The sequence below is a fragment of the Streptomyces sp. NPDC107546 genome (assembly GCF_055639175.1).
In genome coordinates this window covers 38,633-58,071 of record NZ_JBVKBA010000013.1, presented here as the reverse complement: position 1 = coordinate 58,071, position 19,439 = coordinate 38,633, and the positions used below count along the sequence as shown (strand labels likewise).

15 protein-coding genes are annotated in these 19,439 nt (G+C 71.4%); 12 read left to right on the top strand and 3 right to left on the bottom strand.

The genetic code is table 11. The features are described from left to right. The first annotated feature begins 228 nt into the window (after nt 1-228). The 8 genes from ACZ7L1_RS20455 (at nt 229) to ACZ7L1_RS20420 (ending at nt 8,017) form a co-directional block, all read left to right on the top strand. Nucleotides 229-1,296, top strand: coding sequence for an ABC transporter substrate-binding protein (locus ACZ7L1_RS20455; protein ID WP_471438978.1), 1,068 nt, complete (start codon nt 229-231; stop codon nt 1,294-1,296). Continuing rightward, nucleotides 1,293-2,138 (top strand): ABC transporter permease, encoded by an 846-nt coding sequence (locus tag ACZ7L1_RS20450; protein WP_471438976.1) that lies wholly within the window; start codon nt 1,293-1,295, stop codon nt 2,136-2,138. Before ACZ7L1_RS20455 ends, ACZ7L1_RS20450 begins: the two co-directional genes overlap by 4 nt. Then, nucleotides 2,114-2,848 (top strand): ABC transporter ATP-binding protein, encoded by a 735-nt coding sequence (locus ACZ7L1_RS20445; RefSeq protein WP_471438974.1) that lies wholly within the window; start codon nt 2,114-2,116, stop codon nt 2,846-2,848. Before ACZ7L1_RS20450 ends, ACZ7L1_RS20445 begins: the two co-directional genes overlap by 25 nt. After that, nucleotides 2,845-4,224: an LLM class flavin-dependent oxidoreductase gene (locus ACZ7L1_RS20440; RefSeq protein ID WP_471438973.1), complete on the top strand. Its 1,380-nt coding sequence runs from the start codon at nt 2,845-2,847 to the stop codon at nt 4,222-4,224. Before ACZ7L1_RS20445 ends, ACZ7L1_RS20440 begins: the two co-directional genes overlap by 4 nt. Nucleotides 4,225-4,235: 11 nt before the next feature. Continuing rightward, nucleotides 4,236-5,126 carry a TauD/TfdA dioxygenase family protein gene (locus tag ACZ7L1_RS20435; protein ID WP_471438971.1) on the top strand — a complete coding sequence of 297 codons (891 nt, stop codon included), beginning with the start codon at nt 4,236-4,238 and terminating at the stop codon, nt 5,124-5,126. A gap of 120 nt (nt 5,127-5,246) precedes the next feature. After that, on the top strand, nt 5,247-6,626 hold the full coding sequence (locus tag ACZ7L1_RS20430) for an amino acid permease (protein ID WP_471438969.1): 1,380 nt from the start codon (nt 5,247-5,249) through the stop codon (nt 6,624-6,626). Nucleotides 6,627-6,761: 135 nt separating this feature from the next. Beyond that, entirely contained in the window at nt 6,762-7,763 is a 1,002-nt protein-coding gene (locus tag ACZ7L1_RS20425) for an NAD(P)-dependent oxidoreductase (protein WP_471438967.1), read from the top strand. A gap of 23 nt (nt 7,764-7,786) precedes the next feature. Continuing rightward, on the top strand, nt 7,787-8,017 hold the full coding sequence (locus ACZ7L1_RS20420; protein WP_471438966.1) for a hypothetical protein: 231 nt from the start codon (nt 7,787-7,789) through the stop codon (nt 8,015-8,017). A gap of 77 nt (nt 8,018-8,094) precedes the next feature. On the opposite strand, the gene ACZ7L1_RS20415 is transcribed toward ACZ7L1_RS20420, so the two are convergent. Next, nucleotides 8,095-8,757: a mycothiol-dependent nitroreductase Rv2466c family protein gene (locus ACZ7L1_RS20415; RefSeq protein WP_471438964.1), complete on the bottom strand. Its 663-nt coding sequence runs from the start codon at nt 8,755-8,757 to the stop codon at nt 8,095-8,097. Nucleotides 8,758-8,917: 160 nt separating this feature from the next. Between ACZ7L1_RS20415 and pepN the strand changes: the two genes are divergently transcribed. Beyond that, nucleotides 8,918-11,503, top strand: coding sequence for an aminopeptidase N (pepN, locus tag ACZ7L1_RS20410; RefSeq protein ID WP_471438962.1), 2,586 nt, complete (start codon nt 8,918-8,920; stop codon nt 11,501-11,503). A gap of 201 nt (nt 11,504-11,704) precedes the next feature. Next, nucleotides 11,705-12,757, top strand: a complete 1,053-nt coding sequence (locus ACZ7L1_RS20405) for a hypothetical protein (RefSeq protein ID WP_471438960.1) — start codon at nt 11,705-11,707, stop codon at nt 12,755-12,757. 103 nt (nt 12,758-12,860) lie between these two features. On the opposite strand, the gene ACZ7L1_RS20400 is transcribed toward ACZ7L1_RS20405, so the two are convergent. Then, nucleotides 12,861-14,090: a glycosyltransferase gene (locus ACZ7L1_RS20400; RefSeq protein WP_471439179.1), complete on the bottom strand. Its 1,230-nt coding sequence runs from the start codon at nt 14,088-14,090 to the stop codon at nt 12,861-12,863. Nucleotides 14,091-14,327: 237 nt separating this feature from the next. Here ACZ7L1_RS20400 and ACZ7L1_RS20395 point away from each other — a divergent pair, with 237 nt between their 5' ends. Next, nucleotides 14,328-14,894: a GNAT family N-acetyltransferase gene (locus ACZ7L1_RS20395; protein WP_471438958.1), complete on the top strand. Its 567-nt coding sequence runs from the start codon at nt 14,328-14,330 to the stop codon at nt 14,892-14,894. 150 nt (nt 14,895-15,044) lie between these two features. Here ACZ7L1_RS20395 and ACZ7L1_RS20390 read toward each other — a convergent pair whose 3' ends face one another. Further along, nucleotides 15,045-15,512: an NUDIX hydrolase gene (locus ACZ7L1_RS20390; protein WP_471438956.1), complete on the bottom strand. Its 468-nt coding sequence runs from the start codon at nt 15,510-15,512 to the stop codon at nt 15,045-15,047. A gap of 302 nt (nt 15,513-15,814) precedes the next feature. On the opposite strand from ACZ7L1_RS20390, the gene ACZ7L1_RS20385 reads away from it, so the two are divergent. Further along, nucleotides 15,815-19,114, top strand: a complete 3,300-nt coding sequence (locus ACZ7L1_RS20385; protein WP_471438954.1) for a S8 family serine peptidase — start codon at nt 15,815-15,817, stop codon at nt 19,112-19,114. The last annotated feature ends 325 nt before the right edge of the window (nt 19,115-19,439 follow it).

Here is a 19,439-nt window from a genome sequence, read left to right as displayed (position 1 = left end):
GGGGTCGTCCATGGCCGGGAACATCCTGCTCATGAACCCGCTCACGAGCTGTCGCACCCTCTGTTGCTGACACGTTGCCGCGCATGAAGCGCGTGTTTCCGTCTGCGTGAGTTCACTTCTTCCGGCACCCTTCCCGCCCGGGATTCCCCACTTCCGGCATCGCGGCCCGTCCGGAATTCCTCCTGCCTTTCTGCTCTGTTCCGCTCCGTGCATCCAGGGAGTCCTCCCATGCCTTCTCCATCTGTTTCCGGTCTCGACCGCCGCCTGTTTCTCACCTCCCTGCTCGGCGCGTCCGCCGCCGTGGCCGGGCTCAGCGGCTGCGCCGGCGGCAGTGCCGCGGCCGACACCAAGGGCGCCGCCACCAAGCCGCTCGCCGACAAGGTCCCGGCCGGCACCAGCCTGAAGATCGCTTCGTACCAGAACCAGCAGCAGCTGCAGTTCAAGCTGGCGAAGCTGCCCAAGCTGCCGTTCACGGTGTCGAGTTGGGTGAACATCGGGGCCGGCCCCGACGTGATCAACGCGTTCCGCGCCAACTCGCTGGACCTCGCCAACAACGCGGGCATCCCGCCGATCCAGGCGCACTACCAGGGCTTCGCCGCGAAGATCGTGGCGATCGACATCACCCGCAAGCCCAACTACCTCTTCGCCACCAAACCCGGCAGCGACATCCGCACCGTCGAGGACTTCAAGGGCAAGAGGCTGGCCTTCTCCCAGGGCCAGGCGCAGGGTGTCGTACTGCTGCGGGCGCTGAAGAAGGCGGGCCTGAAGTACGACGACGTGAAGCTGGTCCCGCTGACCAGCAACCAGTTCCTCACCGCCCTGCAGTCCGGGCAGGTGGACGTGGCCCCGCTCGGCAACAACCAGGCACCCGCCTACCTGAAGCAGTACGGGTCCAGGGGCGCCCACACCATCACCACCGACGTGGTCGACCTGCTGAACCTGCTGTGGGCGCCGCAGTCCGTGCTCAACGACCCGGCCAAGGCCGCCGCGATCGCCGCGTACATCCCCCAGTGGGCCCAGGGCCAGGTGTGGACGTACGAGCACCCGGACGTCTGGGACGAGGAGTTCTACGTCAAGACGCAGAACCTGACCCTGGAACAGGCCAAGTCCATCACCGCGCTCGCGAACAAGCCACTGTTCCCGTCCAGTTGGGACGAGGCGATCAAGTGGGAGCAGGAGACCGCCGATCTGCTCGCCGAGGGCGGCTTCGTGAAGAAGTTCGACGTGTCCTCGCTCTTCGACCACCGCTTCGAGTCCATCGCCGCCAGGGCCGTACCGGCGGAGTACCGGAGGTGAGCGCCGTGACCACGACGACTGCCGTGGCGGCGACGGCCGCCGGCGAACTCCCCCAGGTCCGCCGGCGCCGCCGGCTCTCCCCCGGGCGTCAGCTGCCCGCCGCCCGGCTCATCGGCCCGCTGGTGGTGCTCGCCCTGTGGTCCGCCGCCTCGGCCGCGGGAGCGCTCGACCCGGGTGCCGTCCCGGCGCCCTGGACGGTGCTGAGGACGGCCGGCCACCTGTGGACGGGCGGCACGCTGGCCACGGATGTGCTGACCTCGCTGCAGCGGGCCGCGTACGGCTTCGCGATCGGCCTGACGGCGGGCGTGCTGCTGGCGCTCGCCTCGGGGCTCAGCCGGGCCGGGGAAGCGCTGATCGACGGGACCGTGCAGCTCAACCGGGCGATCCCGACCCTCGGTCTGATCCCGCTGTTCATCCTCTGGCTGGGCATCGGCGAGACCTTCAAGATCGCCATCATCGCGATCGTCGTCTACATCCCCATCTACCTGAACACGCACTCCGCGCTGTCCGGCATCGACAGCCGGTACGTCGAACTCGCCGAAGTGCAGGGCCTGTCGAGGTTCACCTTCGTCCGGCAGGTGGTGATCCCCGGCGCGCTGCCCGGATTCTTCGTGGGGCTCCGGCTCGGCGTGACCGGCTCCTGGCTCGGCCTGGTGGTCCTGGAGCAGATCAACGCCACCAGCGGCCTCGGCTACATGATGTTCCAGGCGCAGAACTACGGCCAGAGCGACGTCATCCTGGTCGGCCTGCTGATCTACGGCGTCTTCGGCCTGGTCTCCGACAGCGTGGTCCGTCTCGTCGAACGGAGGGTGCTGTCGTGGCGCCGCACACTGAGCAGCTGACCCGGCCCGCCGTCCAACTGCGGGGCCTGACCCGGTCGTTCGAGGGCCGTACGGTCCTCGACGGCATCGACCTCGATCTGCCCGCCGGACAGTTCACGGCCCTCCTCGGGCACAGCGGCTCGGGCAAGTCCACCCTGCTGCGGGCCGTCGCCGGACTCGACCACGGGGTGGCCGGCAGCGGGCAGCTCACCGCGCCCGAGCGGGTCTCGGTGGTCTTCCAGGACTCCCGGCTGCTGCCCTGGCGCCGCGTACTGGACAACGTCCTGCTGGGCCTGGACGGCAAGGGCGCCGAGGAGCGCGGCCGGACCGCCCTCGCGGAGGTCGGCCTGAAGGGCCGTGAGCGGGCCTGGCCGGGCGAGCTGTCCGGCGGCGAGGCCCAGCGGGCCGCGCTGGCCCGCTCCCTGGTCCGTGAGCCCGAGCTCCTGCTGGCCGACGAGCCGTTCGGGGCGCTGGACGCACTCACCCGGATCAAGATGCACAACCTGCTGCGCGAGCTGTGGAAGCGCCACCGGCCCTCCGTGCTGCTCGTGACCCACGACGTGGACGAGGCGATCGTGCTCGCCGACCGCGTCCTCGTCCTGGACCAGGGCCGTATCGGCCTCGACCTGACCATCGACCGCCCGCATCCGCGCTCCTACCGCGAGCCGGTCCTGGGCGAATACCGCGAGCGGCTGCTGGCCGCCCTCGGTGTCACGGAGGACCACGCATGACCCGTCGGCTGCACCTCAACGCGTTCCTGATGAACACCGGTCACCACGAAGCCTCGTGGCGGCTCCCGGAGAGCGACCCCCACGCGCACGTCGACCTCGCGCACTACGTCAACCTGGCGCGGATCGCCGAACGCGGCACCTTCGACTCCCTCTTCCTCGCCGACGGCCCACAGCTGTGGAACAACCTCGCCCAGCGACCGGCCGGCGCCCTGGAACCCCTCACCCTGCTGACCGCGCTGGCGACGGCCACCGAGCACATCGGCCTGATCGCCACCGCCTCCACCTCCTACAACTCCCCCTACAACCTGGCCCGCAAGTTCGCCTCGCTGGACATCATCAGCGGCGGCCGGGCGGGGTGGAACATCGTCACCACCGCGGGCGCCGAGGCCGCCCGCAACTTCGGCCTGGACGCCGAGCCCGCGCACGCCGAGCGGTACGCCCGTGCCGCCGAGTTCCTCGACGTGGCCCTCAAGCTCTGGGACAGCTGGGAGGACGACGCCGTCGTCGCCGACAAGGCGGCCGGAGTCTGGGGCGACGACAGCAAGATCCACCCGCCCCGGCACAAGGGGAGGTACTTCAGCGTCGCCGGCGCCCTCAACGTGCCGCGCACTCCGCAGGGTTACCCGCTGCTGGTGCAGGCGGGATCCTCGGAGGACGGGAAGCGGTTCGCGGCCCGGTACGCGGAGGCGGTGTTCACCGCCCAGCAGACCATCCAGGACGCGCAGGCCTTCTACGCCGACCTCAAGTCCCGCACCGAGCGGGAGGGGCGCAACCCCGACCACATCAAGGTGCTGCCCGGCATCGTCCCCGTGCTCGGCTCGACCGAGGCCGAGGCCAGAGCCGCCGAGCAGCTCCTGGAGGACCACATCGTGTACGACCACGGGGTGGGCCGCCTGGAGAGCCTGCTGCACCTGGAGCCCGGGACCCTGGAGCTGGACGCCCTGCTCCCCGCCGATCTGCCGCCGGAGTCCGCCATCGAGGGCGCCAAGAGCCGCTACACGCTCGTCGTGGAGCTGGCTCGGCGCGAACGGCTGACCGTACGGCAGCTGATCGGGCGGCTCGGCGGCGGACGCGGGCACCTCACCTTCGCCGGGACGCCGGAGCAGGTCGCCGACCAGATCGAGACCTGGTTCACGCAAGGGGCCGCGGACGGCTTCAACATCATGCCCGCCGTGCTGCCCTCCGGTCTGGAGGCGTTCGTCGAGCACGTCGTGCCGATCCTGCGCAGCCGCGGACTGCTGCGCACGGAGTACGACCCCCGCCAGACCCTGCGGGAGCGCTACGGCCTCCCCCGCCCGGCCAACCAGTACGCCCCCAAGTTCTCGGCGTCGCTCGAACAGGGGGGACCCTCATCCCCCACACTCGCCACCGTCTGAAAGGACCCGTCATGTCCATCGAGATCACGAAGGTCACCGCACGCATCGGCGCCCGGGTCTCCGGAGTCGACATCACCAAGCCGCTCGACCAGGAGCAGGTCACCGCGATCCGCGAGGCCCTGAACGCCCACAAGGCACTCGTCTTCGACGCCGGGGACCTGGACGACGAGGGCCAACAGGCCTTCGCCCGCCGGCTGGGCGACCTCACCACCGCCCACCCGACGGTCGGCGCCGTCGAGGGCGCCCCGAACGTGCTGCCCGTGGACAGCGAGCGGGGTCGCGCCAACCACTGGCACACCGACGTCACCTTCGTCCTCAACCCGCCGCAGGCCAGCACCCTGCGCTCGATCACGATCCCGCCCTACGGCGGCGAGACCCTGATCGCCAACGCGGCGGCGGCCTACCGCGACCTGCCGGAGCCGCTGCGCCGCCTGGCCGACACCCTGTGGGCCGAGCACACCAACGACTACGACTACGCGGTGCCGGAGGAAGAGATCGACGAGGAGAAGGCCGCCCAGCGGGCCCAGTTCACCTCGATCAAGTACCGCACCGCCCACCCCGTCGTCCGCGTCCATCCGCTGACCGGGGAGCGCGGGCTGTTCATCGGCGGTTTCGCGCAGCGGATCGTGGGCCTGTCGCTCGGCGAGTCCCGCAAGATCCTGGAGCTGCTGCAGGCGTACGTCACCCGCCCGGAGAACATCCTGCGCCACCGCTGGGCGGAGAACGAGCTGGTGCTCTTCGACAACCGGATCACCCAGCACTACGCCATCGACAACTACGACGGCCGGCCGCGCCGACTGCACCGGGTGACCGTCGCCGGTGACGTCCCGGTCGGTGTCGAGGGCAAGGAGAGCTACTCGATCGAGGGCGACGCCTCGCACTACACACCGGTCGCCGCGTAACCGTCCGGTCACCCGCCGTACATTCGGCGTCCGGATAGTGGGCAGTCTCTCCGTCCGATCGGGGAGGCTGCCCACACTGTGGGCGTTTTGCCCCTCTCACGTACGGGACGAGCCGCGCCCATGCCCAGCAGCACCACCGTGAAGACGCCGCCGACCGACGACGTCTCCCTCTCCCACGGCCTCAAGCAGCGCCATCTGTCGATGATCGCCCTCGGCGGGGTGATCGGCGCAGGCCTGTTCGTCGGGTCCGGCGCGGGCATCGCCGCCGCCGGGCCGTCGATCGTGATCGCGTACGCCGTCTCCGGTCTGCTCGTCATGCTGGTGATGCGGATGCTCGGCGAGATGTCGGCCGCCTACCCCTCGTCGGGCTCCTTCTCCGCGCACGCCGAGCGGGCCATCGGCCCCTGGGCGGGCTTCACCGCGGGCTGGTCGTTCTGGGTGCTGCTGTGCACGGCGGTCGGCCTGGAGGGCATCGGCGCCGCGAAGATCGTCACCGGCTGGCTGCCCGGCACCCCGGAATGGGCGTGGGTGGCGCTGTTCATGGTGGTCTTCTGCGGGGCGAACCTGGCCGCCGTGAAGAACTTCGGCGAGTTCGAGTTCTGGTTCGCCGCGCTGAAGGTCGGCGCGATCACCCTGTTCCTGGTGCTCGGCGTGCTGGCGATCGCGGGCGTACTGCCCGGTACCGACTCGCCCGGCGCCTCGCACCTGACCGACTTCCTGCCGCACGGCAGCGAGGGCCTGGTCATCGGCCTGCTCGCGTCGGTGTTCGCGTACGGCGGCCTGGAGACCGTCACCATCGCGGCCGCCGAGTCGCAGGACCCGGTCAGGGGTGTGGCGAGCGCGGTGCGCACGGCGATGTGGCGCATCGCGGTGTTCTACGTCGGTTCCATGGCGGTCATCGTCACGTTGGTCCCGTGGAACGCGAAGGAGGTCGTCGAGAAGGGCCCGTACGTGGCCGCCCTCGACCACCTGGGCATCCCGGGCGCCGGGCAGCTGATGAACGTGGTGGTGCTGGTCGCACTGCTGTCCGCCATGAACGCCAACATCTACGGCTCCTCGCGCATCGCGTACTCGCTGGTGGAGCGCGGCCAGGGCCCGAAGGCGCTGGGCAGGGTCTTCGGTGGCGTCCCGCGGATCGCGGTGCTGGCGTCCTCGGTCTTCGGGTTCGTGTGCGTCGTGCTGAGCTACTGGCGGCCGGACGACGTCTTCCCCTGGCTGCTGAACATGATCGGCGCGGTGATCCTGGTCGTCTGGTTCTTCATCGCCGTCTCGCAGCTGCGCCTGCGCCGCCGCCTGGAGCGGGAGACGCCCGGAAAGCTGGTCGTGCGGATGTGGGCGTTCCCCGTGCTGACGTGGCTCGCGCTGGCCGGCATGGTCGCGATCTTCGTGCTGATGGCGAGGCAGCCGGACACCCGCGTTCAGCTGTACTCGACGGGCGGGATGACCCTGTTCCTGGCGGCCGTCGGCTACGCCTGGCAGAGGGCGCGCGCCAAGCGCTGACGCCTGCAGCGGCGCGGTCGCGGTCCCGCGGCGCCCCACTTTCCGTCGCACGTGGGATTGACGGTCCGCCACCTCGGGATCACCCTCGGTCGACAGGCCGTTCCCAGGAGGGGACGGGGACGGGAAGGGGAGCCGATGGAGTCGACCGACCCGGTACGTGTGGTGGCCGCGGGTGACCGCTTCGTCCTGCCGTCGCTGATCGCGGCGGCCGTACACCACGAGATCAACGACCGTCCCTGCGAGGTGAGGGAGTCGGCGCTCGCGCAGGGCGCGGACGACGCCGACGAGGGACTGATCAAGGCGCTGGCTGACGCCCAGGTGCTCGTCACCCGCGGCGGCCCGGTCACCGAACGGGTGCTGGCCACCGCGCCGGAGCTGCGGCTGGTGGTGGTGTGCCGGGGCGGCCCGGTGAACGTCGACCTCGACGCGGCGAAGGCGCACGGCGTCCGTGTGTGCCGCGCGCCCGGCGGCGAGGCGGCGGCCACCGCCGAGTTCACGCTCGGCCTGATGCTGGCCGCCCTGCGCGGCATCCCCCAGGCCCACGGATTCCTGACCCGGCAAGAGAGGTGGCAGGGCCCCGCGTCCCCCGTGTACGAGCACGCCGGCCCGGAGCTGGAGGACCTGCCGGTGGGACTGATCGGTCATGGCGCGGTGGGCAGCCGGGTCGCGCGGGTGCTGTGCGCGTTCGGGGCGCGGGTGATGGTCCACGACCCGTATGTGCGCGGCGAGGTGCACGGACTGCGGATCGGCTCGCTCGACGACCTGCTGCGCCGCTCCCGGGTGATCACCCTGCACGCCCCGCTCACCTCCGGGACCCGGGGCCTGATCGGGGCCCGCGAGCTGGCCCTGCTGCCGCGCGGCGCGGTGGTGGTGAACGCGGCGGACGGGGAGCTGCTGGACGAGGACGCGCTGTGCGACGCGCTGGAGAGCGGGCAGCTGTCGGCGGCGGCCCTCGACACGTGCGCGCACGAGCCGCTGCCGCCGGACTCCCGGCTCCTCGCTCTGGCACAACGGCTGGTGCTGACCCCGCACCTCGGCGGGTCGAGCCGCCCGGCGGCCGAGAAGGCGGCCGGGATCGCGGCGGAGGAGGTGGGCCGCTGGGTGCGCGGGGAGCCCCCGGCGCACTCCCTGGCGTGATCGGGCACAACGAGGAGACAGCCATGACCTACCGGGCATACCGGCGGTGTCCCAACTGCGGGGACACCATGCAGGACTTCCGGGATCTGGAGGGAGACGCGGAGAAGGCGGCGGCCGAGGAGGCCCTCCGGCCGATCCTGGAGGAGCACGCCTTCGTCGCGAAGGACTACCACCGCTGCGCCCGGCCCGGCTGCCGGCGCATCCAGCGCAAGGACCACTGGAGGACGGGGGCCACGTTGCCGGAGGAGTCCTAGAAACGGGACAGGGCGCCGCGCCGGCCGTGGCTGCGGCGCCCTGTCCACCTGGCCCCGGCGGCACCCGGCGGTGAGAACTACAGGTTGCTGAAGTCCGGCCCCTTCGTCCGCGTCCGCTTGATCTCGTAGAAGCCCGGCACCGACGCGACCGCCAGCGTCCCGTCCCAGAGCCTCACCGCGTCCTCGCCCATCGGTGCCGGTGTCACCACCGGCCCGAAGAAGGCGATCTGCTCCCCGTCCGGGCCCGGTACCGCGATCACCGGCGTGCCCACCTCCTGGCCCACCTTCTCGATGCCCTCCTTGTGCGAGGCCCGCAGTTGCGCGTCGAACTCGAAATTCTCCTGCTCGGCGTAGTCGATCAGGTCGGCGGGCAGACCGACCTCCTCCAGCGCCGCCGCGATCGCCTCGAGCGTCGGGCCCTCGTCCTGGTTGTGGAAGCGCGTACCGAGCGCGGTGTACAGCGGCCCGAGGACGTCCGCACCGTGCTTCTGCCACGCCGCCGTCACCACGCGCACCGGCTTCCACGCCTTGGTCGCCAGCATCTCCCGGTAGTCCTCGGGCAGCTGGTCGATCCTGTCCTCGTTGAGCACCGCCAGGCTCATGATGTGCCAGCGGACCTCGATGTCACGGACCTTCCCGACCTCCAGCACCCAGCGGGAGGCCATCCAGGCCCAGGGGCACAGCGGGTCGAACCAGAAGTCGACGGGGGTCTTGCCGGAAGCGGTCGCGGTCTCGGACATGGCTCTCCTTGGAAACATGGACGTTCATTTCTCAACAACTGGGGAGCCGCCCACGTCATTCCCTCGCACGCCGGCCGCATTCCCTGCTGCCCCAGGTCAGGGGCGCATGGCAGGATCGGTCCTGTCCGTGCCATCCAGCAGCCGCCAAGGAGTGCCGCCCGTGCCCGGTGAGAACCTGTCCCGCGACGAGGCCCAGGAGAGGGCCGCCCTGCTGTCCGTCGACGGGTACGACGTGTCGCTCGACCTGCGCTCCGCCGTGGGCAAGGCACCCGGCGGCGCGGACGCCGAGCCGCGCACCTTCCGCTCGGTCACCACGATCCGCTTCCGCTGCGCCGAGCCGGGCGCGTCGAGTTTCGCCGACCTGATCGCCCCGAGCGTCACCGCGGTGTCCCTCAACGGCAAGGACCTCGACCCCGGCGAGGTCTTCGACGGCACCCGCATCCTGCTGGAGGACCTGGCCGCCGAGAACGAGCTCGTGGTCGACGCCCGCTGCGCCTACTCCCGCACCGGTGAGGGCCTGCACCGCTTCGTGGACCCGGAGGACGGCGAGGTCTACCTGTACACCCAGTACGAGCCCGCCGACGCCCGCCGCGTCTTCGCGAACTTCGAACAGCCCGACCTCAAGGCCCCGTTCCGCTTCGAGGTCCGCGCCCCCGAGGACTGGACGGTGTGGAGCAACGGCGCCGGTGAGAAGCACGAGGGGGTGTGGCGGTTCGCGGAGACCAAGCCGATCTCGACGTACATCACCTGTGTCGTGGCGGGCCCGTACCACTACGTCACCGACACCTACACCCGCACCCTCGACGACGGCACGACTCTCGAGATCCCGCTCGGCGCGATGTGCCGCAAGGGTCTGGCCCGGCACTTCGACGCGGACGACGTCTTCCTGGTCACCAAGCAGGGCCTGGACTTCTTCCACGACCACTTCGACTACCCGTACCCGTTCGGGAAGTACGACCAGGCGTTCGTGCCCGAGTACAACCTGGGCGCGATGGAGAACCCGGGGCTCGTGACCTTCACCGAGGAGTTCGTCTTCCGCGGCAAGGTCACCCAGGCGTCGTACGAGCGCCGGGCCAATGTGGTCCTGCACGAGATGGCCCACATGTGGTTCGGCGACCTGGTGACCATGGCCTGGTGGGACGACCTGTGGCTGAAGGAGTCCTTCGCGGACTTCATGGGCTCGTTCTCGCTGGTGGAGGCGACCCGGTTCACGAGTGGCTGGATCACCTTCGCCAACAACCGCAAGGCGTGGGCGTACCGCGCCGACCAGCTGCCCTCCACGCACCCGATCACCGCGGACATCCGCGACCTCCAGGACGCCAAGCTCAACTTCGACGGCATCACCTACGCCAAGGGCGCGTCCGTACTGAAGCAGCTGGTGGCGTACGTCGGGCGGGACGCGTTCCTGGAGGGCGCGCGCCGCTACTTCAAGCGGAACGCGTACGGCAACACGCGCCTGAGCGACCTGCTGTCGGTGCTGGAGGAGACGAGCGGCCGGGACATGACGTCCTGGGCGCGTTCCTGGCTGCAGACGGCGGGGGTCAACTCCCTTACGCCGCAGGTGCTGCTGGGCGAGGACGGGCGGATCGCGGAGCTGTCGGTGCTCCAGGAGGCGGCCGAGTCCCATCCCGAGCTGCGGCCGCACCGGGTGGCGGTGGGCCTGTACCGCACCGAGGGCGGAGCGCTCGCACGGTACGCGCGCGCCGAGGTGGACGTGCACGGTCCGCGGACGGTGATCGGTGAACTCGCCGGGTCGGAGGCACCCGAGCTGGTCCTGGTCAACGACGACGACCTCACCTACTGCAAGATCCGCTTCGACGACACCTCGCTGGAGACCCTGAAGGACCGTCTCGGCGACATCACCGACCCCTTGGCCCGTGCGCTGTGCTGGTCGGCGCTGTGGAACCTGACCCGGGACGCGCTGCTGCCGGCGCGGGACTTCGTCGACCTGGTGCTGCGGTTCGCCGGCCGGGAGTCCGACATCGGCGTGCTGCAGATGCTGCACACCTGGGCCGGCTCCGCGCTGACGTACTACGCGGCGCCCGCGTGGCGGGAGACGGGCGGGCGGCTGCTCGCCGAGGGCGCGCTGCGCGAGCTGCGGGGGGCCGAGCCGGGCAGCCAGCACCAGCTGACCTGGGCGCGGTTCTTCGCGGCGGTGGCGTCTGAGGAGACCGATCTGCGGCTGCTGCGGGGTCTGCTGGACGGCACGGACAAGATCGACGGGCTGGAGGTGGACCAGGAGCTGCGCTGGGCGTTCCTGAAGCCGCTGGCCGCGCACGGGGCCGCCGACGAGTCGGTGCTCGCCGCCGAACTGGCCCGCGACGACACGGCCTCCGGCAAGCGCCATCAGGTCCGCTGCCTGGCCGCGCGTCCCTCGGCCGCGGTCAAGGCGCAGGCGTGGGCGCAGGTCGTCGAGTCCGACACGCTGTCGAACGCGCTCGTCGAGGCGACCATCGCGGGCTTTGCGCAGCCCTCCCAGCGGGAGCTGCTCGCGCCGTACGCGGAGAAGTACTTCGCGGCGATCGGGCGGGTGTGGGCGGAGCGGTCCATCCAGATCGGCATGCACGTGGTCAGGGGCCTGTTCCCGGCGCTGCAGGACTCGCCGGAGACGCTGGAGGCGACGGACACCTGGCTCGCCGCGCACGAGGACGCCCCGCCGGCGCTGCGACGGCTGGTGCTGGAGGCGCGCGACGACCTGGCGCGCGCCCTGCGGGGGCAGGCCCGCGACGCGCGGGCGGCTCACTGACGCGGGGACGGCGGTTGACGGGCGCGGCGGGACGACGGTGACGAAATACGAGTATCGGAACCCGTAACCTTCCGCGTCACCCGTCCGGACCAGCCCCTTTCGGCAGTCGAACGCGCGTACTTTAGCGCCGTGTTGTCCGCATTTGTCGACAGGCGTGTAACAGCGGTTAGAGAGCGGACCGGGGGCGGGAAACCCGGGATCATGAACCACAACACCCCGCTCTCCCCCCGCCCCCTGCGCCATCTGTCCGACGTGCAGCGCCGGGTGCTGACCACCGCCCAGCTGCGTGCCCATGGAGTGAGCGCCGCCGAGACCACCGGGAAGTGCCGGCCCGGCGGCCCCTGGCAGCAGTTCCTGCCCGGCGTGTACCTGCTGCACCCCGGCCCGCCGACCTCCGAGGAGCGCCTGCACGGGGTGCTGCTCTACGCGGCCCGTTCCTCGCTCGCCGACCCCGTCCCCGCGGTCCCGGCCCAGCCCGGCGCGGGCGCCCCGCACGGCCCGCTGCCGTACAAGGACGCGATGGTCACCGCTCTGGCCGCCCTCGCTCTGTACGGCTTCACCTCCGCGCCCGGGCTGTCGTCGCTGGAGAAGATCGACGTCCTGGTGCCGCGGACGCGCCGCCTGCGCAGCACCGGCTGCGCCCGGGTGGTCCGTACCCCGTCGCTGCCCGACCCCCGGCTGGTGACCGGCGTGCCCGTCGCCCCGGTCGCACGCGCCCTGGCCGACGCGGTGGCCGGGGTACCGGACGCGGCTGTCGTGCGCCGCCTGCTGACCGAGGCGGTCCGCGACGGGCACTGCGAACCGGCCGCGCTGGTGAAAGAGCTGAACCAGGCGCGGCTGCTGAGCCGCCCGCACGTGGTGGACGCCGTGGACGCGCTGCTGGCGGAGAGCAGGGCGGTCGCGGAGGACCGCCTGTACCGGATGATGCGCGAGCACGGCCTGCCGGACCCGGTCTGGAACGTGGACCTGAGGCTGCCGGGCGGCCCCTACCTCGGCGGCCTGGACGCGTACTGGCCCGAGCAGGCGGTGGCGGTGGAACTGGACACCCGCGCCCCGCGCCACGACGAGGACGCGCTGTGGTCGGAGTACGCCCGCAAGCGCGAACAGTTGGAGCGGCTCGGCATCACGGTCGTGTACCTGACGCCGAAGAAGCTGCGCGACTGTCCGGAGCAGCAGGCGACGGTGGTCCGTACGGCGCTGATGGCGTCCCTGGACCGGGAGCCGGCCGCGCCGGTGGAGGTGCTGCCCCGGTGACGGACCGGGGTGGCACGAGGAGGGGAGAGGAGGGGCCGCCGACGGGTGCCGGCGGCCCCTCCTCGTGTGCGGATCCGGTGCGGCTCGGGGACGCCGACGACCGTCAGAGCGGGTCCGGGAGGGGCGGTTCGGGGAGCGCGGGCTCCCGCTCCGGTGGGGTGGGCCTCATCGCCTCCGCGTGGACGCGGTCGATGAGGTCGGCGTACGAGGCGATCATGCGGGTGCGGCTGAAACGCTCGCGGCTGCGGGCGAGGACGGGCGCGAGTTCGCTGCGCGCGGCGACGGCCTCGGTCCAGGCCCGGGCGATCGCGTCGGGGTCGGGCGGGGTGAGATAGCCGTGCCCGGACACGATCAGCGCGCTGTCCCCCACGTCCGTGGCGACCGGGACGGCCCCGCACATCATGCCCTCGATCAGGCACAGCGGGGCCGCCTCGCCCCAGGACGAGGTCAGCGCCACCACGTCGGAGGCGGCGTAGACGGTCTCCATGTCGCGCCGGACACCCAGCGCGTGCAGCCGCTCGGTGAGCCGCGTGTCCTCGCCGAAGGCGTCCCGGATGTCGGCGGCCAGCCCGGGCTGGTCCCCGGTCATGCCCGCGCCGCACATCAGCACGTGCCCGGCGGGCTCACGGCGCAGCCAGGCGTGTGCGGCGCGCAGGAAGAGCGGGACGTTCTTCATGGCGTCGTAGCGGGCCGCGAAGACGACGACCGGTGCGGTGTCCGGGATGCCGAGCGCCTCGCGCGTGCGAAGACGTCGGCCGGGGTCGGGCCGGAACCGGAGCAGGTCGACCCCGTTGGGGATGACGTGCAGCAGCTCGGCCGGGATCCCGGCGGCCCGGTAGGCCTCCCGGGTGGACTCGGCGCAGCAGACGCAGGCGACCACGGTGCCGTCCGCGATGGCGGCCTTCAGCTCGGCGAGCGCCCCGCCCTGGTTCTCCGGGTCGGAGCGGTGAAGGCAGACGATCACCGGGCGGCGCGGCAGGCCCGCCTGGTTGAGCAGGCCGAGCGGCTGCTCCTTGAGCGACAGGACGACGTCGGCCCCGGCCATCGCCCGTGCCGTCTCCGCCAGCTCCGGCCCGCTGAAGACGGCCGGATCGACGGCCGGGACCCCGGTCAGCCCGAAGGTACGGCCCAGGGACGTGACCTCCACCCCGGCCGCGGTCAGTGACCGGTAGCAGGCGTCGTTCCGCATGGCCTGCCGGGTGGCCTCACGGAGCACTTCCCCGTGGACGCTGAGCACCCGGTGGTGCTGGCCGCCTTCGCGCAGCCCCAGGACGACGTCGCTGTGGAGGATCCGGGCGCCCCCGGAGAAGAAGCCGTCGTAGACCGACAGCACGCGCAGCTCGTGCCTTACGCGCACGTGACCACCCGCCTTGCACAAGTGTCGAACCATCCCCGTGAACAGCGGGTTGCTCGCTATGAGGCGGCACAAATGTTTCGAGCGGATGAACACGGCGTCTCATGTCCGGGTCGACTGGGTTACGCCGGAATTCGTCGGTCTTGTACACCGTGATCCAGTGGCACACCGTATTTTCGGTGGCCAGAGGGTGACGGCCGATGTGACGATGACCCGATGACCGAGCCGATCACCGCGACCACGGAGGACGGGCGCCGGTACACCGTCCGCGAGGCCACGCCCGACGACGAACCGGGCGTGACGTCCCTGTTCGAGGCGAGCGCGGAGTACTTCGAGGCGGCCACGGGCCTGCCCTCGGGCCCCGCAGACCTGCAGAGCCTGTACTACAGCCTGCCGCCGGGAGCCGACTGGCAGGACAAACGGATCCTGGTCGTGACCGAGGACACCGAGGGCCCGGTGGTGGGAATCGTCGACGCGGTGCTGCACCACCCGGACCCGGACGCCTGCGCGGTGGGCCTGTTCCTGCTGCACCCCTCCCTGTGGGGCACGGGAGCGGCCCGGCCCCTGGCCACCGCGCTACTCGACCACACGGCCGCCTCGGGCACCGCCCGGGTGACCGCGACGGTCCCGACGGGCTGGGAGCGGGGCCGCCGCTTCCTCACCGCGCTCTCCTTCTGCTTCACGGGCCCGACCCCGCAGGGCCCGACGACCGCGAACCGCTCGACGGGGCCACGGGAGCCGGCCGTGGAGGGGGCGGAGCTGGTGCTGCCGCGCACGGGGTGAGTCGTTCAGTCCTCGCGCCCCGGCGCCGTCAGGACGCGGGCGGGCGACGCGGGCGGCCCCGGACGGGCCTGGCCGCGTGCGCCCGCCCACACCCGCTCGCCGCGCGCCCGGGACCGGTCGGTCCGTAGTTCGTGGTGCGGTGCAGGGGCTTCACCCCTCGGGCGGCTCGGGTAGAGCGGTCCGCCCCGCCGCGGGGCGCTCCCGCCACAGCGCGAGTCCCGTGTCGACGAGCCGCACCCGCCTGAGCCCGGGCACGGCGGTCATGTCCTGCCAGGCGGCCAGATCCGTGGATCCGCCGACCTCGTTGCGCAGTTCACCGCCGACCACCCGGCCCTCGTAGACGAGCCGTACACCGTGGTGGTCGACGGTGCGGCCGAAGCCGCGGCGGAATCGGCGGCGGATCGAGTCCACACCGAGCAGCCCGGTGACCTCGATGCGGTAGCCGGTCTCCTCCTCCACCTCCCGGACCACGGTGTCGTGGGGATCCTCGCCGTGCTCCATGCCGCCGCCGGGCAGGGTCCATTCGGGGGTGCCGTCCCAGGCCCACCCACGGGCGAGCAGGAGCCGGCCGTCGCGAACGCAGATGGCGTAGGCCGCCACCCTCAGTCGTGTACGCACCCGGGGCACGTTAGCCCGCCGGCGCCGGATCGGCAGGGGAGTATTCGGGCGCGGGTCGGCGCGGCGGCGCGGCTCGAAGGGCGCTTGATGCGGCGCCGAGTTGTCGGCGTTCGGGGCTGAACTCCCCCAAGTCCATCGCGGGTTTTCCCCATACATCCATTTCGATTCGGTCAACACTCCCCAAACACATGTTCCTTGCGTAAAGCTGTGCGATCGTCCGGGGTCGCCCACCGGACGACTACGACCAGGGCCGATCGGTCCCGGTCGGTCCCTGCACGCTCCTTTACCTACAAGGGATGCCGATGACCTTCACCCCCCAGCGTGGCCCGAACCCGGGCACGAGACGTGTGGCGCGCATAGCCGCGGCCACGGGGCTGGTGGCCGCGCTCTCCGCGGCCGGGCCGATACCCCTGGCCTTCGCCGCCGACCACCCGCCGGCCGGCACCGACCCGGCCGTGAAGTCCGCGAGCGCCAAGCTCGGTTCGGACGACGCCGACCTGCTCGCCGAGGCCAAGGCCGACGGCGCCAAGAACGTCACCATGATGGTCGCGACCGCGCCCGGGCAGACCGAGCAGGTCGCCAAGGAGCTGGACGCGGTCAAGGGCGGCTCCGTGGGCCGGACCTACGACAAGCTCGGCTACGTCCGCGCCACCGTCCCGACGGCCGAGGCGGACTCGGCGATCGCTGCCGCCGAGAAGCTGTCCTCCGTGCACGCCATCGACCTGAAGCGGGAGATCCCGCTCGACGACCCGTCGCCGAGCGCGGACGGCGCCAAGCCCGGCGCGCGGGGCGCCACTTACCCGGCCCCCGGCAAGAACACCCCGGCCGAGAACCCGTACAACCCGTCCTTCGAGACGGGCGCCGTCGACTTCGTGCAGGAGCACCCGAAGGCGGACGGCCGCGGCATCACCATCGGCATCCTCGACTCGGGCGTGGACCTCGGCCACCCGGCGCTGCAGAAGACCACCACGGGCGAGCGGAAGATCGTCGACTGGGTGACCTCTACGGACCCGATAGTCGACAGCGACGCGACGTGGCGCCCGATGGTGACTGCGGTCTCCGGCCCCTCCTTCACCTACGGCGGCCAGAGCTGGAAGGCGCCGGCGGGCTCGTACGAGATCAGCACCTTCAAGGAGTCCGCGACCACCGGCGGCGACGAGAAGGGCGACCTCAACCGCGACGGCGACACCACCGACAGCTGGGGCGTCCTGTACGACCCGGCGGCCGGCACGGTCACGCTCGACCTGAACAACAACAACGACTTCACCGACGACACGCCGATGAAGCCGTACAAGGACGGCTTCCAGGTCGGCTACTTCGGCACCGACGACCCGAAGACGGACGTCGTCGAGCGGGTGCCGTTCGTCGTGCAGATCCGCAAGGACGTCCCGATGGACCCCTACGGCGGGTCCTGGGTCGGCAAGAAGGCCGACTTCGTCAACATCGGCGTCATCGAGTCCGAGCACGGCACCCACGTCGCCGGCATCACCGCCGCCAACGGCCTGTTCGGCGGGAAGATGAACGGCGCCGCCCCGGGCGCGAAGATCGTCTCCTCCCGGGCCTGCACCTGGACCGGCGGCTGCACCAACGTCGCGCTCACCGAAGGCATGATCGACCTCGTCGTCGGCCGCGGCGTCGACATCGTCAACATGTCCATCGGCGGCCTGCCGGCGCTCAACGACGGCAACAACGCGCGCGCCGAGCTGTACACGCGCCTGATCGACACCTACGGCGTGCAGCTGGTGATCTCGGCGGGCAACTCCGGCCCCGGCGCCAACACCATCGGCGACCCCGGTCTCGCCGACAAGGTGATCTCGGTCGGCGCGGCCATCTCCAAGGAGACCTGGGCCGCCAACTACGGCTCGGTCGTGGAGAAGAAGTACCAGATGATGCCCTTCTCCTCGCGCGGCCCGCGCGAGGACGGCGGCTTCACGCCGACGCTCGTCGCGCCCGGGGCCGCGATCAACACCACCCAGACCTGGCTGCCGGGCTCCCCGGTCGCCGAGGCGGGCTACTCGCTGCCGGCCGGCTACTCCATGCTCCAGGGCACCTCGATGGCGTCCCCGCAGGCCGCGGGCGCGAGCGCGCTGCTGCTGTCCGCCGCCAAGCAGAAGGGCATCGACCTCACGCCCGCGAAGCTGCGCACCGCGCTGACCTCGACGGCCGACCACATCAAGGGTGTGCAGGCGTACGAGGAGGGCGCGGGCCGCATCAACATCGTCGACGCCTGGGACGCGATCCGCGGCGACGCGGCCTCCCACGACTACACCGTGAAGGCCCCGGTCGACACCGCGATCGACTACGCGCTGAAGACCCCCGGCTTCGGCACCGGCCTGTACGACCGCGAGGGCGGCCTCAAGGCGGGCGAGAAGAAGACGTACGACATCACCGTCACCCGTACCTCCGGCCCCGACGGGCCGGTCTGGCACACGCTGCGCTTCGAGAACAACGCGGGTGACACCTTCCGCCTCCTCGGCTCACCCCTGGTGAGGCTGCCGCTGAACCAGCCGGTGACCGTGAAGGTCCAGGCCGCGCCGCGCTCGGCGGGCGTCAAGAGCGCGATCCTCGAGGTCGACGACCCGTTCACCGAGGGCGTCGACAAGCAGATCCTCACCACGGTCGTGGTGTCGGCCCCCGTCAAGTACACCTACTCGGCCTCGGGTTCGGTGCAGCGCAACAGCACCCGGTCGTACTTCCTGACCGTGCCCGAGGGAGCGAAGTCGCTGGAGGTGGCGATCGGCGGGCTGAAGGACAAGAGCCAGACCCGGTTCATCGCGATCCACCCGTACGGCACTCCGGTCGACAACACCTCGACGCCGTACTGCTACAACAACTACCTCGACGGCAACGGCTGCAAGCCCGACGTGCGCTCGTACGCGGACCCGCAGGCCGGTGTCTGGGAGATCGAGGTCGAGTCGCGCCGCACCTCGCCGCTGCTCGACAACCCCTACACGCTGGACGTCACCGTCCTCGGCGCGGCGTTCGACCCCGAGACCGTGACCGTGCCCGAGGCCAAGGTCGGCACCCCGGCCGCCGCCTCCTGGAAGGTGACCAACAAGTACGCCGCGCTCGAGGGCAAGCTGGTCGGCGGTCCGCTCGGTTCGTCCAAGACGGCCCGGCCGACGATCAAGAACGGCGAGACGCAGACCACCACCGTCGAGGTGCCCGCGGGTGCCACCTCGCTGGACGTCGCGATCGGCAACGTGTCCGACACGGCCGCCGACCTCGACCTGACGGTCTACGACGCGAGCGGCAAGCAGGTCGCGCAGTCCGCGGACGGCGACTCGGAGGAGTCGGTGCACATCGACTCGCCGGCCGCCGGGACGTACACGATCAAGGTGGCGGGCTACTCGGTCCCGTCCGGCTCGACCGCCTACGACTACCGGGACGTGTTCTTCTCCCCCGCGCTCGGTTCCGTCACGGTCGACGGCTCGGCCCCGGTCAAGCTCGGCACGGGTGACTCCGCGACGGTGTCCGGCACGGTCACCGCGGCCGCTCCGGCACCCGAGGGCCGGGAGTTCTTCGGCCGGGTTCAGCTGGTGAACGCGCGCGGCACGGTCGCGGGCACCGGCAGCGTGAAGATCGAGAAGGTCACACCGTAGGGCTCGCTACGGCTGTGGGGGCGGGCGTCCGTGGGGGCGCCCGCCCTTTCTCTCGTCCGCCCGGCCGATGGGGCGTGCGTCACACCGTCGTGTGCGCCGGAAGGGGCGGGGCAGGTGCGGGGCAGCACAGCTTGCGGTGCGGGACGCCCGGCGGCTGAATTTCTGCAGCTCGGCGGGGTGGACGCCGCAGTTCCGCAACCGCCGGCCCGGCCGTCGCGTCCCATTCCTCGGGCACGCCGTACAAAGAATTGGACAGGCGGGCCGGGGTCGGCCGCATGATGGAAAAGCCTCGGTCAGGCAACACGCACACAAAGATCACGAGAGG

Coding starts and splice junctions, on each gene's coding strand:
- ACZ7L1_RS20455 (WP_471438978.1), top strand. CDS start 229: ATGCCTTCTCCATCTGTTTCCGGTCTCGACCGCCGCCTGTTTCTCACC.
- ACZ7L1_RS20440 (WP_471438973.1), top strand. CDS start 2,845: ATGACCCGTCGGCTGCACCTCAACGCGTTCCTGATGAACACCGGTCAC.
- ACZ7L1_RS20435 (WP_471438971.1), top strand. CDS start 4,236: ATGTCCATCGAGATCACGAAGGTCACCGCACGCATCGGCGCCCGGGTC.
- ACZ7L1_RS20430 (WP_471438969.1), top strand. CDS start 5,247: ATGCCCAGCAGCACCACCGTGAAGACGCCGCCGACCGACGACGTCTCC.
- ACZ7L1_RS20425 (WP_471438967.1), top strand. CDS start 6,762: ATGGAGTCGACCGACCCGGTACGTGTGGTGGCCGCGGGTGACCGCTTC.
- ACZ7L1_RS20420 (WP_471438966.1), top strand. CDS start 7,787: ATGACCTACCGGGCATACCGGCGGTGTCCCAACTGCGGGGACACCATG.
- ACZ7L1_RS20415 (WP_471438964.1), bottom strand. CDS start 8,757: ATGTCCGAGACCGCGACCGCTTCCGGCAAGACCCCCGTCGACTTCTGG.
- ACZ7L1_RS20405 (WP_471438960.1), top strand. CDS start 11,705: ATGAACCACAACACCCCGCTCTCCCCCCGCCCCCTGCGCCATCTGTCC.
- ACZ7L1_RS20395 (WP_471438958.1), top strand. CDS start 14,328: ATGACCGAGCCGATCACCGCGACCACGGAGGACGGGCGCCGGTACACC.
- ACZ7L1_RS20385 (WP_471438954.1), top strand. CDS start 15,815: ATGACCTTCACCCCCCAGCGTGGCCCGAACCCGGGCACGAGACGTGTG.